We start from the raw sequence: 14,840 nt of genomic DNA, 5'->3' as shown, positions 1-14,840 counted from the left end.
GCGGACTTCAGGGGAGAACTTGTTCGAGGTCTTGCTCATGATGCTCCATCCTACTCAAGAGTTGGAGCCTCCGGCAAACCCGGGGCGGTTCAGAACGCTCTGACCGTGACCGCTTCTCGTCCTCGACCCGAGGCGGGCCGTTAGAGGGCGGAGCTGGTGTTGGCGGTCAGCTTCACGGGGCCGCATCCCTGCATTTCGAGACGGGCCTAACTGTTCTGCTCAACATGCGGAGCAACATAAGGTCCGAGATGTCAGGCTAAGGGCGCCCCCCCCAAATAAGGGCATTTTGACCCCGCAAGGGCATGCACCGCTCCCCCGAAACCTTGCAATCAATGCAACGATTGCAGCGCCAGATCAGCGGCTTACCCGACCATAAAGCGCGTGAATACGCCGGGTCTAGTAGATGTAGCGGATCTGATCGCTCCAGTAGCGTTCCACGCGGCGCAGGGTACTGACAATCTCGATCAATCCCGCGTCGGACAGGACGCCGGTGTGGCGGATTCCTTCGGCGTGGCGCTGGAACAAGCCCTCCAGCGCGTCGCGGACCTCCCGCCCCTTTTCGGTGAGACGGACGCGCACCGCACGGCGGTCGATCTCGCAGCGCTGGTGGTGCATGTAGCCCATCTCGACCAGCTTCTTGAGATTGTAGCTGACATTCGAGCCCTGGTAGTAACCGCGGCTTTTTAACTCGCCCGCGGTGACCTCGTTGTCACCGATATTGAACAGCAGCAGCCCCTGGACCGCGTTGATCTCCAGGATGTCGAGCCGCTCGAACTCGTCCTTGATCACGTCCAGAAGCAGCCGGTGCAACCGCTCCACCAAGGTCAGCGAGTCGAGATAGCCGGACATGAAATCCGTCGTCTTCCTCGGCTGGAACTTCTCGAGTCTGCTCATCTCATCGGCCCCGGTTTGACTAGCTTTCCGGGCGTTTTCGCCGATAAATCCGAATAATCCGTTAAGACTCGGTCACTTGGCCACCGCGGCCCGCTTCGACAGGGCCTCCATCAGCGGCGCGAACCTGGCCGGCGGCTCCGCCTGGCCAGTGACCCATTGGAACAGGTCGTGGTCGTTCTCACCGAGAACCGCCTCGAACAGGGCCAGCTGGGTCTCATCCATATGCGCAAGTTCCGCATCGGCATGGCCCCCCAGGATCAGGTCCATCTCCTTGATCCCACGGCGCCAGGCCCGGATACGGGCGCGCTTGCGGCGCGCCTCGAGCGGGCTCATGCCGACCCAGCCAGACGGGTGCGCAGACGGGTTTCCAGCAGACCCAGACGCTCGGTCAGGCTGAGTGCTTCGCGCCGCAGCGACTCGACCTCCTCCAGCAGCGCGCCGTCCTCGTCGGCCACCGGGGTCGGCGTCTGACCCACGGCTTCGCCGGTCAGCAGCCAGACCAGAGACACGTTGAGCAAGCCGCAGAGGGTCGAAAGGCGGTTCGCACGCGGCTCGGACTGATCGTTCTCCCAGGCGCGGAGCGTCTTGATCTTGACCCCGATCCGACGCGCCAGTTCCGCCTGTCCCAACCCCGCCGCCTCGCGCGCGCCGGTCAGTCGGTCGCCGAATGTGGTGGCTTCGGGGTCGTACCAATTGTCGGTCGTCTGGTCCTCGGGCATCGCCACGCTCCTTGCATGCAGGTTATAAAGCCTTTTAGGACGGTCGCAGCCTCAGTGCCAACCGGAGACGACGCAATGGCCTTCCTGTCCGACACCCTTGCCCGTGTGAAGCCCTCGCCCACGATCGCGGTCACCACCAAGGCGGCCGAGCTGCGGGCCGCCGGGCGCGACGTGATCGGCCTGGGCGCCGGAGAGCCGGATTTCGACACGCCCGACAACGTCAAGGCCGCCGGGATCGCCGCCATCGAGGCGGGCAAAACCAAATACACCGCCGTCGACGGCATCCCCGAGCTGAAACAGGCCATCTGCGCCAAGTTCAAGCGCGACAACGGGCTGGACTATACGCCCGCCCAGGTCACCGTCGGCACCGGCGGCAAGCAGGTGATCTACAACGCGCTGATGGCGACGCTGAACCCGGGCGACGAGGTGGTGATCCCCGCGCCCTATTGGGTGAGCTACCCCGACATGGTGCTGCTGGCGGGCGGCGAGCCGGTCATCGCCGAGGCGGGGCTCGAGACCGGCTTCAAGCTGACGCCCGAGGCGCTGGAGGCCGCGATCACGCCCAAGACCAAGTGGCTGATCTTCAACTCGCCATCCAACCCGACCGGCGCGGCCTATTCCGCCGATGAGCTCAAGAAGCTGACCGACGTGCTGCTGCGCCACCCGCATGTCTGGATCCTGTCCGACGATATGTACGAGCATCTCGTCTTCGACAATTTCGTCTTCGCCACCCCGGCGCAGGTCGAGCCGCTGCTTTACGACCGGACGCTGACGATGAACGGCGTGTCGAAGGCCTATGCCATGACCGGCTGGCGGATCGGCTACGCGGCCGGACCGGAGGAACTGATCAAGGCGATGCGCAAGATCCAGTCGCAATCGACCTCCAACCCCTGCTCCATTTCGCAATGGGCCGCGGTCGAGGCGCTGGAGGGCACGCAGGAGTTCATCCGGCCCAATCAGGCGCTGTTCAAGGGGCGCCGGGATCTGGTCGTGGCCGGGCTCAACGCCTGCCCCGGCATCGAATGCCCGGTGCCGCAGGGGGCGTTCTATGTCTACCCGTCCATCGCGGGCTGCATCGGCAAGACCTCCAAGGGCGGCGCCGAGATCACCGATGACGAGGCCTTCGCCACCGCGCTGCTGGAGGAAGAAAACGTGGCCGTCGTCTTTGGCGCGGCCTTTGGTCTCTCGCCGCATTTCCGGGTCAGCTACGCGACCTCGGACGCCGCGCTGACCGAAGCCTGCGCGCGGATCAAGCGGTTCTGCGAGGGGCTTTCGTGAGAGCCCTCGCGCTGGCGCTTCTGCTGGCGACACCGGCCACCGCGGGCGATCCCGCGGCGGTGCCGGTGACGCCGCAGCTGGAGCGCCTGCTGCAAGCCGGGCCGGACGAGGCACTCGACATGATCACCGCACTGATGCAACGGATCGATCGGGCCGACGGGATCGTCCTGGCCACGCTGAGCGCCGATCGCGATACCGCGCGGGAACGCCGGATCGCCCGCGCCGTCGACAGCCTCGTCACGCTCGACAAGAGCGGGGACGGCGTGCTGACCCGGCTGGAAGTCGCACAACAGCGGAGCGACTGGTCCGCGAGCCACCTCGAAACCTTCTTCGCCGAATTCGATACCGACAAGACCGGCCGCGTCGATCGCGACGAGATCGAGACCGGCGTGCGCCTGCGCGCCGAGGAAGTCGGCAGCACCGCGCTGCTCGAAGACCTCGCCGGATGGGATCTGGACGAGGACGGGATCGTCACGCCGGCCGAGGTCGAAGCCGTCCTGCGCGCCCAGCCCGTGGGCACCGAGGGGTGAACCTCCCGCCCTATTACTTCCGGATCAAGGAGAACGGCGCGGCCGTCTTCCGCGTCGATGCCGAGACCCGGCAGCGGCGGCTGGAGATGGAGCAGATCGCCTCCGTGAACGTGGCGAACGGGACGGTGCGCGCCCAGGGCGGCCGCGACCTGACCGATGCGGACCGGGCCGCGATCGACGCTTGGCTTGCCGAGCGGCGCGCAACGCTGGCCAAGCGGGAGGCCGAGACCGTCCAGCGCACGATCGAAGCCCTCAATCTGACGGCGCAATGGGCGCAGGCCCGCGGCTCCGACGACGAGGTGGAGGCGGCGACCGATGCGCTGCTGCTGGCGATGCACGACCTCCGGTCGGTGCTGGTGCGCAAGCGCGCCGACCGGCTTGCGGGCCGGTCGGACACGGAGTGACGCGACGGTCGCCGCCGCGGCTCAGAACAGCAGAAGCTCGTCCGGACCAAGCCGCCCGCCGCCTTCGATGGTGACGACCAGCTCGGCCTCTTCAGGCCCGCGGCGTCCATCGGCATCGATCGAGAGCGCGCCGCTGCGGCCATCGTATTCCACGAGACCGTTGCGGACCGCATTGCTGATCTGCTGCTGCGTCACCGCCCGCACATCGATGCCGGCATCGCCCAACCCGAAGAACCGGTCGTCCAGGGCCAGCCGATCGCCCGCCTCGAAATCGACGATCCGCGCGGCGCCCGCCGCATCGTCGATCAGGAAGGCGAAGGTATCGTTGCCGCCGCCGCCTTCGAGCGTGTCGCCGCCGCCGCCGCCGATCAGGATATTGCCCCGGTCGCTGCCGATCATCTCGGTCGCGAACCCGTTGCCGGTGACGCGCACGGCCCCGCCGGACAGTTCGACCACTTCGATCTCCGAGGAGCCCAGGACGACGTCGGACGTGGCCTCGATCCGGTCGATCCCCTCGCCCGAATTCTCGACGACGACGTCACGGCGGTCATCGACGCGGTAGACATCGTCCCCGACGCCGCCCTCCATCACGTCGCGGCCCAGGCCACCATCGAGCAGATCGTCGCCTTCGCCACCGAGGAGCGTGTCGTTGCCGCCGCCTCCCGACATGTCATCCGCCCCGAGATTTCCGGCGAAGAGGTCGCGCCCGCCGGCTCCGACGAAGATGTCGTCCAGCGCGCCGCCCTCAAAGCGCGCGAAGCCCGAGAAGGTATCGGTAAAGCCCCAGCCGTCGACGACGGTGCCCTCGCCCGCGCCAGTCATGGTCAGGACGATGCCCTGATAGGCCTCTCCCGCGCCGTCGAACCCGTCATCTTCGAAGATCATCACGTCGTCATCGGCTCCGCCGATCAGCGTGTCCTCGCCGCTCCCCGAGACGAAGAGCGTGTCGCCCGCATCGCCTTCCACATAATCGTCGCCGGCCCGGTTGAAGACGAACCCAGCCCCGTCGGGCAGAAAGATCCTGTCCGACTGGTTGGTCGCCAGCAGATTCTCGAACGAGGACACCCGGTCGGTCCCGTTCAGCTTTTGCACCTCCCCGGGGGCCAGCCCTTCGCGCGGCGCATCGGTGAGGTTGGCTCGGATCCCGCCTCCGGTGAATTCGTACTGGAGCGTGTCGAACCCGTCGCCGCCGTCGACCGTGTCATTGCCGATCCCCGCACGGAACGTGTCATCGTCGATCCCCAGGGAGTAGGTGCGATCCGGCTCGGAATCGTTGCGGTTGTCGACGACGAATTCGCTGTTGTTGACGATCACGTCGGGAAGAGCCGTCAGATCGATCGGTTCGCCAGGCCCAAAGCCGCTGCCGAATTGCGGTGGGGCGATCTCGGCGCTGAGAAGGAAGGCTTCCACGGCGGCGGGCGTCTCGAAGGCGCTCGCCGGCAGCGGCACGCCACCAATCGTGAAGATATGAGAAAAGTTCGTCTCATTCTCGAAAGCGTTGAAGACGACCGAGCGCCCCTGCTCCCCACCGAAGTTCCAATCGACGGTCGCGATCGCGAAATCGAGTTCCGCGATATCGTAGATCGACCGATCGCCGAGACGGATGTCATTATCAGCGATCACCAGATTGAGCAGCGGCTCCCCTTCCTCGGTGAACTCGCGGATGGTGGTCAAGAGATCGGTCTCGAAATCCGGGACAATGAAGCTGAAGCTGCTGGACTCAACGCCCAAAATCCTGGAATCGTCGGTCTCGCGAACCAAAAGACCGTCGAGTGTATAGGTAGCCATGAGTTTCTCCTTTGCCCCGTCGTCTTGGGGGGAAGTATCGTAAAGTCAATTACTAATCAGTTAAGCTGATGGACACGGCGCAACTGCGTCACACATGACGGAGCGGGAGTTGGCGGTTTGAGGCGACGCGCTCAGTCGAGGCTGGCCAGAACCTCGTCGGCCAGCGCGGCGATCTCGGCGGCGGCCACGGCCGCGCCGGGCATCTCGGCCGCGCCCAGCCCCGCGCCCAGCGCCTCGGCATAGGCGACGCGGTTGGCGATCACCGCCTCGGCCGCCTCGGCCTCCAGCTCCGACAAGGCGGCCTTGACCGATTGCGTCAGCTTGGTCCCCGCCCGCGCCCGGTTGAGCACCGCGAGCGGCCGCTTGCCCTCGCGCCCGGCCATGTCGAGCACACCCTCCGTCGCCCAGAGATCGACCTGGCTCGCGGTAACCGGCACCACCACCAGGTCCGAGACCTTGAGCGCGGGTTTCAGGTCGCTGTCGATCTTGGGCGGCGTGTCGATCAGCACGAACTCGTGGCTGTTCTTGTATTTCGACGCCTCATAGCTGACCCCCCAGGCCGAGGCGGTCGAGAAGGTCAGGTCGCCCTTGATCCCGCTGTCGCGCTCGAACCGGGTCATGAACCAGCGGCCCAGCGAACCCTGCGGGTCGCTGTCGAGCAACGCCACCGCATGGCCGCGCTGCGCCAGTTCCACGGCGACATGGGCGCAGAGCGTGGTCTTGCCGGAGCCGCCCTTTTGCTGCGCAAAGGTGATGATCTTGGCCATGGCTGCGCTCCAAAGGTCTTGCGGCACCGCAGCATCGCGCGCGACCGCCGCAACGTCAATGCCGCGTCCCGGGAGCGCCTTGCCGCCCTGCCCGCCCCGTGCCAGCTTCGCGCCCAAGCAGGAGGATCCGATGACGAAACTCAAGACAACCGCGGCCGAGATGGTCGCCGCCGCCCGCGCCCGCATCGAAGAGGTGGAGACCGCCGATCTGATCGCGCAGCTCGACGATCCCGATCTGGTGGTGGTCGATATCCGTGACCCGCGGGAGCGGGAACGGACGGGCTACATCCCCGGCGCATTCCACGCGCCGCGCGGCATGATCGAGTTCTGGGTCGATCCCGAGAGCCCCTATCACAAGGACATCTTCGCCAAGCCCGGCGCGCGCTACGTCTTTCACTGCGCCTCCGGCTGGCGCTCGGCGCTGACGGTGGCGACGCTTCAGGACATGGGGTTCGAGGCGGCCCACCTGAAAGAGGGGTTCTCGACCTGGGAGGAAAAGGGCGGCCCGGTCGAGCGGAAGACGAAAGCGTAGACGCGGGCAGACGGGGGCACCGCCCTTCGCCCGCGCGAAGCGCCGTCAGTCGGGGAAGCCCGCGACCCCCAGGTGCTCGAAATAGACGTCGTCGAAATGGACGGCGGCGGGCGGGAGGCAGGCCCGGAGATAGCGGATCGTGACATGCGGCAGACGGTCGAGCAGGCGACGCGCGGCCGCCTGTGCCGCCTCCGTTCGGCCAAGCCGGACATTCGCCACGGCAACCATCCGCCAAGGCCACAGAACGCCCGGGTGGCGGCGCAGCCCGTCCTCGATCATCCTCAGCCCGTCGCTCGGATCCTCCGCCCATCGGTAATACGCCGCCGCCCGCCCGAAGGTGATCTGATGCGCGAACGGGTCGAGCGGGCTCAGGCGTTCGGCGCGGTCGAACGCCTCCAGCGCCCCCTCCACCTCGCCCTTGTACTGACGCAGCCAACCCAGCCTGATCCAGGCCCAGGCATTGTTGGGATCGATTTCGAGCACGCGGTCCAGGAAGGTCAGGGCAAGCGCCTCGTCCGCACTCGCCTGGGAGTAGGCCCCGGCGATCGCCATGAGGGTCGGGGCGTGGTCGGTGACCAATTCGGCGGCCCTGTTCGCGAGTTCCAGCGCCCGCGCCCGTTCCTTCGCGGGATCGACGGCCCACATATACGTATTCTGCTGTGCATGGACCCAGGCGCGCAGGGCCGCCGCCAGCGCATATTCGGGATCCCGCGCCAGCGCCCGATCCAGGAGCGCTCCGGCTGTCGCATTTCCCTCCTGACGGAGCGACCAGAAATGCGGATAGGCCGTGAGCGTCATCTCGTAGGTCGTCCGATCCTCCGGCGCCCGGCGCCCGGCGCGGGTGATCTCGGCCGCGCGCAGGCTCGGGGCGACCTGCCCGGCCACGCTTGCGGCGATGCGGTCCTGTAGCTCGAAGAGGTCGTCCATGGTCTCGTCGAACCGCGCGGACCAGAGGACATGGCTGTCGGAGCCGTCCACCAGTTGGACCGCGATCCGCACCCGGTCGCCTGCGCGGCGGACAGTCCCTTCGACCAGGTAGTCCGCCCCGAGACGCCCGGCGGTCTCCGGCGCCGAAAGCGCCTGACCGCGCAGCGCGTAGGCCGATTGTCGGGCGATCACGTCGAACTCCCGCACCCGGCTCAGAGTGTTCGTGATCTCTTCCACGACCCCGTCAGCGAACATGTCCTCGTCGGACGCGCCGAGTTCGTCGAAGGGGAGCACGGCCAATGTCGCCCTCTCCGCGCCCGCTCGGATTGGTGCTTTCGCCGCCTCCACCGGAGCGCGGGCCCGCTCCGACCGCAACCAATCCTCAAAGCCTTCCGAGCGAAGGTCGAACCCTCCCAGAAACGCGCCGCCATCGCGGTCGACCTGCACGGCGCCGGCCACCAGCCAGACAGCCTGCCGATCCGCCGCCAGCGCGTCGCCCAAGACCCTCCGCAGAAGCGAGAGCTCCTGCCGCAGCGACGCGCGGGCCTGGGCCTCGCTGCGATCCGACCAGAGCAGATCGGCCAGCGCCGCGCGCTCGGCCCGCAGACCGGGCTGGCAGGCGAGATAGGCCAGCATGCCCTGCCCCCTCCGGCTCAGGGCGTCGAGGGGCGCGCCATCCATCGCAGCGCGGAATGCGCCGCCCAGATGCAGGCTCAGTCGCGGCATGAACGCACCGGCTCGGCCTTTCTTATGCGTGTCGCGTCGATTTGACGATTATATTGCACGGCGATTGCGCTGTTTCAGCAACGATCTTACGGGCGTATGACGCGGAGCCAGCAGGGTGGATCCATCGAACCGAAGGAGCCACCCGATGATCGAAACACTTTCCAGCCCCCGCGCCGCCACCTCCCACGCGCCGTTTTTCGCCCCGCTGCGCCTGCGGATCCTCGACGCCTTCCGGCGCGACGCCGAGGCGCGCCGCCTCGAAACGATGCCGCGTGACCGGCTCGAGGACATGGGAATTCCCGGGACGACCGAGACCAACCGGCGCAGCAGTGGCGAGGCCGGACCGATACCCCGGGCCACTCTTTGGTGATCCGGTCGAAGTCCGACCAGGACCGCGATCAGAGGGTCAGCCGCGCCGCGTAATCTCGGGCGCGCGTGTCCTCGACCGTGTCCGCCTCGATTGAGTCCACGGTCCGCATCACCTTGCGCCGATACTCGGCCGCCTTGGAAGCGAGGTTCGGCCCGCGAGCGATCTTCGCCTCCAGCTCCGCGCGGGACCGGGTGTAGTAATGGTTGAGTTGCAACCGCTCTGCCGACACAAAATCCTGGCCCCGCGCGTCAGGCCCCGGCACCCGGTCGCCCCGGTCGTTCCATGTCGCCTCGGAGCCGTCGCAGGCGAGGGAATGCACGCGCATGGACGTGATCCGACAGGGATCGGCCAGCATCTTGAAGGCGCGCAGGCCCGGCGCGTCACCACCCACCTCGCGCGCGCGGCGCGTGTAATTCTCCAGAACGCCGCCCTCCGGCGCCGTCTCATGGCCCCCGAAGCCGAACATATGCCAAGGCAGGGACAGCGATGGGACGTCGAGCCCCTCCAGCGCGGCGGGGATGGAGGGCGCGGAGACAGGGATCAGGAACTCGTCCGGATCGAGAAACCCCATCCAGCGGAACTCGGCCCCGAAATTGGACGCGGCATGGGCATAGGCCAGCACCTGGTTATGGACCTCCCGGCCGAGCCGGACGTCCTCCAGCCGCTGCGCCCAGGGGATCACCGTCAGGGCGCCCTCGGGCAGCGCCGCCCGCAGCGCCTCGGCGGTCCCATCGGTCGAGCCGTCATCGTAGACGAAGAACGCCCGCACCCCCGCCGCGTGGTGAAAGCGGGCCCATTCCGGCGCATAGGCGGCCTCGTTGCGCATGATCGCGACCAGCGCCACGCCCTGCCGCCCGGGACGCGCGGCCGGTGGGCGCAGGCCGACGCTGCTGATCTTGAACCTCTGCCGCAGGCGGTCGCGCCAGCTCATTCGACCCAATGCTCCCGCACCCAGCTGGTGGGCTTGATGTAATGGCGCAGATAGCGGAGGCGCTTACCGGCATGTTCGGGCGCGGTGAGTGCGGCGCGGATATGCTCGGCGGGCGACAGCACCGGCAGATGCGGCCACCAGCGGCCCGCGATGGCGTCCGGCGGATTGAGCCCGCCCGCGAAAATGACCACCCGCGCGTCGGGCGGCAGGCGCGGCTCCGCGAAGTAGTTCAACGGGAACGGCCGGGCGCAGTGATGGCGGAAATGCGCGACCCAGCCCTTGGGCCAGAACTTGGCCCCGCCCGGCGCATTGCGCGTGACGAAACGCTGCTCGAACTTGTGCTCGGCCGCGATACGCACGGGATCGGCGCGGAATTTTTCCCAGAGCGGGACCAGCCCGCCGACCGGAAAGCGGTAGAGGGAGGTCTGGCCCAGCTTCTCGAAGGGCGTGGTCGGGTTGCGGGCCAGGATCACGTCATCGGGGTGCCCCTGCTCGAAAAAGCCGTCGAGCGGGCCGGTGACGACGAGATCGAGATCCATGAACAGGACGGGCCCCGTGATGTCGCCGAGGCGCGGCTGCCAGAGGCGCGACTTGTCCCAGATGCCGTGATGGATGCCCTCCAGCGTGAAGCCCAGCTCCGGCAGCGGCACGACACGCACCTCCGGCCGCAGCCCCTCGTCCCGGTCGGTGATGCAGAAGAAGTCGAAGGGCGGCGTCAGGTTGCGCGCGACCATGCCATAGAGCCGGTTGACGTAGTCCGGCCCGTATTTCGTGCCCCAGCGGATGCAGATGACCTGCTTTTTCATCGGGCGCCTCCGACGCGACGCGGCGGACCCGATCGGCGGCGCAAGGCGCAATTTGGGACCCCGCCCCCCCGTCCAGTCGGTCGGCTGGGTCCCGCCGATGCCCGGCGCGCCGGAGAACGGACGGCCATCCGCCCGGCCTCATTTCCTGAGTGTTCCAGCATCTTCCGAACGACTCCTTCCCTCCCTGGGGGGACAAGCTGTGGGCGCTCTCATGTGACTGGCAGTCCTGAACGCCCGTAAAAAGGCGGACGACCGTCGTCTAGAGGCCGCGGCACAGCCCGACAAGTCTCACGGGCGGGCGACGGGTTTGGGGCCCAGGCGAAGGTCACACGAAGCGCCCTGCGCGCCGATCCTCACAAATTGAACTTCACTGCGGGGGCGGCGCGCAGGCGCATTAGGGAATTGAAAAGAACAGTATGCAACGGTGGGCCGCGGTCAGCGCAATCATGAAGGAGAGGTCCATGCGCATATTGGGACGAGCGAGGCCTATGCGAAACCTGCCATCTTGGATGGCGCAGGCCACGCTCGAGACGGCGATCGACGCCGTGGTGATCATCGACACCAGTAACGTCGTGATCTTCTTCAACGAGGCGGCGGAACGTCTTTGGGGCTATAGCGCGGAAGAGGTCATCGGCCAGAACGTCCACGTCCTGGTCCCGCGCAAGCACCGGGCGCCCCATGACAGCTACATCAACGCCAATCGGACCACTGGCAACGACAAGATCGTCGGCTCCAGCCGCGACGTGCAGCTCTTCCGCAAGGATGGCAGCGCGGTGTCGGCCTCGCTCGCGCTGTCCAAGATGAAGATAGGGGGCAGTTGGGCCTACGCGGCCTTCGTGCGCAACATCACCGAGGAATACGAGGCGCTCGACCAACTTCTCGACCAGGTCTCGATCAGTGCGGACAACGTGATGTCAGGCTGCAGCGAGATGAGCGAGGCGGTCGCACGGGTCAGCGAGGGTGCCGTGCAACAGGCCTCGGCCGCGCAGGAGGCCAGCGCCAGCATCGAGGAAATGACGGCAAACATACGCCAATCGGCCGAGAACGCCGCGCAGACGGAGACGATCGCCAACCGCTCGCTCGAACAGACCCGGTCCGCCAGCAGCATCGTCTCCGAGGCCGTCGACGCCATGGAGACGATCGCCGACAAGATCACCATCATTCAGGAGATCGCCCGCCAGACCGACCTGCTTGCGCTCAACGCGGCGGTCGAAGCGGCCCGCGCAGGCGTGCATGGCCGCGGCTTCGCCATCGTTGCCGCCGAGGTGCGCCGGCTCGCCGAGCGAAGCCAGGTCGCGGCGGACGAGATCGTGGCGCTGTCGCAATCGACCGCGGCGACCTCGAGCCGGGCCGGAAGCGAATTGGCCGCGCTGGTCCCGGAAATTCAGCGCACCCGCGACCTCGTGCAGGAGATTTCGGCCGCCACCCAGGAGCAGCGGATCGGATCGGAGCAGATCAACACCGCGATCCGCGATCTGGATCAGGTAATTCAGGCCAACGCGGCCGCCGCACAGGAAGCGGCGGCGACGACAACGGGGCTGAGCGATAGCGCGGCGGCGCTGAATTCCCTGATCGCAGGCTTCCGGGATCAGGACGGCAATATCGTGCGCAAGCAGGAGCCCGCCGCAGGGAAAGCCGCCTGACAGGCGCGCCTTGCGGCCCGGCGGACCGAGCCGCAAGGGGGCCGGCGCGACAACCGCGCCGACCGGGCCGTCACGCATGCCTTCGGCTGCGGCTGCGCGAAGCCCCGTCGCACCGCGCGGCTTCGGAGCCGCGCCCCCAACACCGGGCCCCAACACCGGGCCGGCCGACGACACAAGCGGCTCCGGATTGATCGCCGCCTCCGAGCGTCCTGTGCCCTGACCAATCGTCTCACCGGCCAGGGAAACCTAGCGGCTGCCCTGATGCCCTGAGGCCAGGACGACAGCGCGCGTGAGGCGGTAGAATTGGCTTCGCCCCTATTGATCGGATGCGCTCACGGACCGGGAGGTCGCTTCCAGATCCGCGCGCCAGGGACGACGCCATGCAGGTCACCCCTGCCTGATGGTCCATCCCGCCGGCTTGCCCCGGAGAGCCACAGCATCGCCCCAGGCCGGGGACGATGCCCCTCCCCGTGAGCAAGAATCCGAGCCACGCCGCAAGACAGAGCGAGGAACGCGTACGCCCCACAATGCCCGGCAGGCAGAGACCCCCGCTATGCCGATAGGGGGCCGCCTCGCGCGCGTCGCGCTCCTCCTTGGAAGGCCCCACCTATGCGGCACGGGCCGATCCGCGTGCCTCGACCGGGTCGACAGTCAGCTTCGCCGGTGCGTCCGGCATCGTTGCAGCGCGGTCGGTCCCGGTGTCGAAGAAAGAGATCGTATCGGTCAGTTGGGTCGCCTGCCGCGCGAGGGTCTGCGAGGTCGTCGCGGATCGGTCCGCGGCGGAGGCGTTCGCCTGGATCACATTGTCCAACTCGCGGATCGCCTGGTTGATCTGCTCTGCCCCGATATTCTGCTCGCGAGTCGACGCCGAGATCTCTGCCACCAAGTCGGCCGTGCGTTGGATCTTCGGCACCAACGCTTCGAGCATGGTTCCCGCCCTGCCGGAAACCTCGACCGTCTCGCCGGAGAGCTCACGGATTTCTCCCGCGGCTTCCTGGCTGCGCTCGGCGAGTTTGCGGACTTGGGACGCAACCACGGCAAATCCCTTGCCATGGCTGCCGGCCCGTGCCGCCTCAACGGCGGCGTTCAGGGCCAAAAGGTCCGTCTGCCGTGCAATCTCTTGGATGATATTGATCTTTTCCGCGATCGACTTCATCGCGCGGACCGCCTGCCCGACCGCGTCGCCCGAGTCGCGTGCGTCCTGCGCCGCCTGCCCGGCAATCTTTTCGGTCTGAGCGGCGTTATCTGCCGATTGGCGTATGTTTGCCGTCATTTCTTCGATCGAGGCCGACGCTTCCTCTGCGGCGGCGGCTTGCTGCGATGAGCCCGATGCGAGCTTGTCGGCCGTCAGCGACATCTCGGTCGCGCTTTCGGCAACGCTCCGAGCGTTCGCATCGGCCTGCGCGATCACCTCTCGGAGGCGCTCGACCACACCGGCAAGACCTCGGCCGAGCCGGTCAGCGTCGGACCGGGGTTCGATCTGCACGGTGAGGTCGCCCTCTGCGATGCGTTCGGCCGCGACCGACATTGCGGTGAGATCCGCGACCATGCGGTCCATCTCCGCCATCAAGGTGCCGATTTCGTCCCCGCCCCGGCCCTCGAAGGAACCGGACAGATCCCCGCGCGCGACGCGCTTCACGACACTGACCATGTGCGAGATGCGCCCGGTGATCGCGGTCGCGACGAGGAACGCCGCCAGCATCGCGACCAGCAGCACAACGCCGCCAAGCAGCACACCGATCCGGACATACGCGACCAGCTCGGTCCAGACAGTTGCCTTCTCCACCCCGACATAGAGAATGCCGTCGATCGCGTTCGTCGCCGCGTTCCGGACCGGCAGATAAACCGTATAGTAATCCTTGCCGAGAATCGTCGCGGAGCCGCGAAAGGTTTCGCCCTCGGTCACGACCGCATGCACGGGGCCGTCCGCGCCGAGGACCGTGCCGACGGCCCGGGCCCCGTCATCCTTGATGATATTGGTGGTGGCACGAACGAATTCCCCGCGTGATTCGTCCCAAAAGAAAATGGTGGCCGTCTGGCCCGTGATCGCCCCGACCCGGTCGATCATCTCATGGGTCGCGACGTCGGGTCGGCTCCGCCAACTCATCGCTTCGACGCCGGCTGCCTCATTGAATGTCGTGCTGATGCCGTCTTCCCGCTCGGTCAGGATGGCCGCTGCCATTCCGAGACTCGACGACAGATGCGACTGGGTGAGCGAACCCCATTTCAGCCAGACCTGTATGCCGGTCACCGTTACAACGGAGGCAACGGAGGCGGTGATGACCAGCAGGATGATACGGGCCTTGATCGTCTTCAACATTTCATCGTCTTTCTGCGTTGCGCGCGGCCGTCGCGATCGAAGCCGTGATTTCAGTGCTTTCCGGGGATTTGGACAGGCGCGGCAAACGGCGCTCGCCGCAGCGTGTCATCCGTGAGGATCATGAGTTGTGATTGTTTGGGTTGTTGTTTCATTTTCGGTTGGTCTCATGCGGCGATGGTGTGTGTGTCTGCGAGGCTGTGCTGGA

Annotated in this window: 15 protein-coding genes; 6 read left to right on the top strand and 9 right to left on the bottom strand. The window is 67.0% G+C overall.

The genetic code is table 11. The annotated features are described in order from the left end of the window. Positions 1-396 precede the first annotated feature (396 nt). The 3 genes from DTQ71_RS22930 to DTQ71_RS22920 all read right to left on the bottom strand — a co-directional run bounded on the left by DTQ71_RS22930 (position 397) and on the right by DTQ71_RS22920 (position 1,613). Complete coding sequence (locus DTQ71_RS22930) at positions 397-894, bottom strand: MarR family winged helix-turn-helix transcriptional regulator (protein ID WP_109566608.1); 498 nt, start codon at positions 892-894, stop codon at positions 397-399. Positions 895-966: 72 nt separating this feature from the next. Continuing rightward, positions 967-1,227, bottom strand: a complete 261-nt coding sequence (locus DTQ71_RS22925; RefSeq protein WP_109566607.1) for an FAD assembly factor SdhE — start codon at positions 1,225-1,227, stop codon at positions 967-969. Beyond that, positions 1,224-1,613, bottom strand: a complete 390-nt coding sequence (locus DTQ71_RS22920) for a helix-turn-helix domain-containing protein (RefSeq protein ID WP_109566606.1) — start codon at positions 1,611-1,613, stop codon at positions 1,224-1,226. The genes DTQ71_RS22925 and DTQ71_RS22920 overlap by 4 nt, the downstream gene beginning before the upstream one ends. Before the next feature lie 75 nt (positions 1,614-1,688). On the opposite strand from DTQ71_RS22920, the gene DTQ71_RS22915 reads away from it, so the two are divergent. Genes DTQ71_RS22915 through DTQ71_RS22905 form a run of 3 tightly spaced genes read left to right on the top strand, consistent with a single transcriptional unit; the run spans position 1,689 to position 3,825 of the window. Next, on the top strand, positions 1,689-2,891 hold the full coding sequence (locus DTQ71_RS22915; RefSeq protein ID WP_109566605.1) for a pyridoxal phosphate-dependent aminotransferase: 1,203 nt from the start codon (positions 1,689-1,691) through the stop codon (positions 2,889-2,891). Beyond that, positions 2,888-3,421: an EF-hand domain-containing protein gene (locus DTQ71_RS22910; RefSeq protein WP_109566604.1), complete on the top strand. Its 534-nt coding sequence runs from the start codon at positions 2,888-2,890 to the stop codon at positions 3,419-3,421. The genes DTQ71_RS22915 and DTQ71_RS22910 overlap by 4 nt, the downstream gene beginning before the upstream one ends. Further along, positions 3,418-3,825, top strand: a complete 408-nt coding sequence (locus DTQ71_RS22905) for a hypothetical protein (RefSeq protein WP_109566603.1) — start codon at positions 3,418-3,420, stop codon at positions 3,823-3,825. The genes DTQ71_RS22910 and DTQ71_RS22905 overlap by 4 nt, the downstream gene beginning before the upstream one ends. 21 nt (positions 3,826-3,846) lie before the next feature. Here DTQ71_RS22905 and DTQ71_RS22900 read toward each other — a convergent pair whose 3' ends face one another. Together DTQ71_RS22900 and parA are read right to left on the bottom strand one after the other, a co-directional pair. Further along, positions 3,847-5,613, bottom strand: coding sequence for a calcium-binding protein (locus DTQ71_RS22900; RefSeq protein ID WP_109566602.1), 1,767 nt, complete (start codon positions 5,611-5,613; stop codon positions 3,847-3,849). Positions 5,614-5,744: 131 nt separating this feature from the next. Continuing rightward, positions 5,745-6,380 (bottom strand): ParA family partition ATPase, encoded by a 636-nt coding sequence (gene parA, locus DTQ71_RS22895; RefSeq protein WP_109566601.1) that lies wholly within the window; start codon positions 6,378-6,380, stop codon positions 5,745-5,747. Between the two features lie 130 nt (positions 6,381-6,510). Between parA and DTQ71_RS22890 the strand changes: the two genes are divergently transcribed. Continuing rightward, positions 6,511-6,912, top strand: a complete 402-nt coding sequence (locus DTQ71_RS22890) for a rhodanese-like domain-containing protein (RefSeq protein WP_109566600.1) — start codon at positions 6,511-6,513, stop codon at positions 6,910-6,912. A 45-nt stretch (positions 6,913-6,957) separates the two neighbouring features. Here DTQ71_RS22890 and DTQ71_RS22885 read toward each other — a convergent pair whose 3' ends face one another. Further along, entirely contained in the window at positions 6,958-8,565 is a 1,608-nt protein-coding gene (locus DTQ71_RS22885) for a tetratricopeptide repeat protein (protein ID WP_146204927.1), read from the bottom strand. 145 nt (positions 8,566-8,710) lie between these two features. Here DTQ71_RS22885 and DTQ71_RS22880 point away from each other — a divergent pair, with 145 nt between their 5' ends. Then, the gene (locus tag DTQ71_RS22880; protein ID WP_109566598.1) at positions 8,711-8,935 is read left to right on the top strand and encodes a hypothetical protein; all 225 of its coding nucleotides are present in this window, start codon (positions 8,711-8,713) and stop codon (positions 8,933-8,935) included. Positions 8,936-8,963: 28 nt separating this feature from the next. On the opposite strand, the gene DTQ71_RS22875 is transcribed toward DTQ71_RS22880, so the two are convergent. Beyond that, a complete protein-coding gene (locus DTQ71_RS22875) occupies positions 8,964-9,866 on the bottom strand; it encodes a glycosyltransferase family 2 protein (RefSeq protein ID WP_109566597.1) in 903 nt (300 codons plus the stop codon). Next, positions 9,863-10,672, bottom strand: a complete 810-nt coding sequence (locus DTQ71_RS22870) for a glycosyl transferase (RefSeq protein ID WP_109566596.1) — start codon at positions 10,670-10,672, stop codon at positions 9,863-9,865. The genes DTQ71_RS22875 and DTQ71_RS22870 overlap by 4 nt, the downstream gene beginning before the upstream one ends. A 509-nt stretch (positions 10,673-11,181) precedes the next feature. Here DTQ71_RS22870 and DTQ71_RS22865 point away from each other — a divergent pair. After that, positions 11,182-12,315, top strand: coding sequence for a methyl-accepting chemotaxis protein (locus DTQ71_RS22865; RefSeq protein ID WP_211317183.1), 1,134 nt, complete (start codon positions 11,182-11,184; stop codon positions 12,313-12,315). A 607-nt stretch (positions 12,316-12,922) separates the two neighbouring features. Here DTQ71_RS22865 and DTQ71_RS22860 read toward each other — a convergent pair. Continuing rightward, positions 12,923-14,635: a methyl-accepting chemotaxis protein gene (locus DTQ71_RS22860; protein WP_109566594.1), complete on the bottom strand. Its 1,713-nt coding sequence runs from the start codon at positions 14,633-14,635 to the stop codon at positions 12,923-12,925. Positions 14,636-14,840 lie beyond the last annotated feature (205 nt).

It is taken from the genome of Jannaschia seohaensis (genome assembly GCF_900116765.1).
GTDB lineage: Bacteria > Pseudomonadota > Alphaproteobacteria > Rhodobacterales > Rhodobacteraceae > Jannaschia > Jannaschia seohaensis.
The sequence above is the reverse complement of the archived record's forward strand: the minus strand, read 5'-3'. Positions and strand labels throughout refer to the sequence as shown.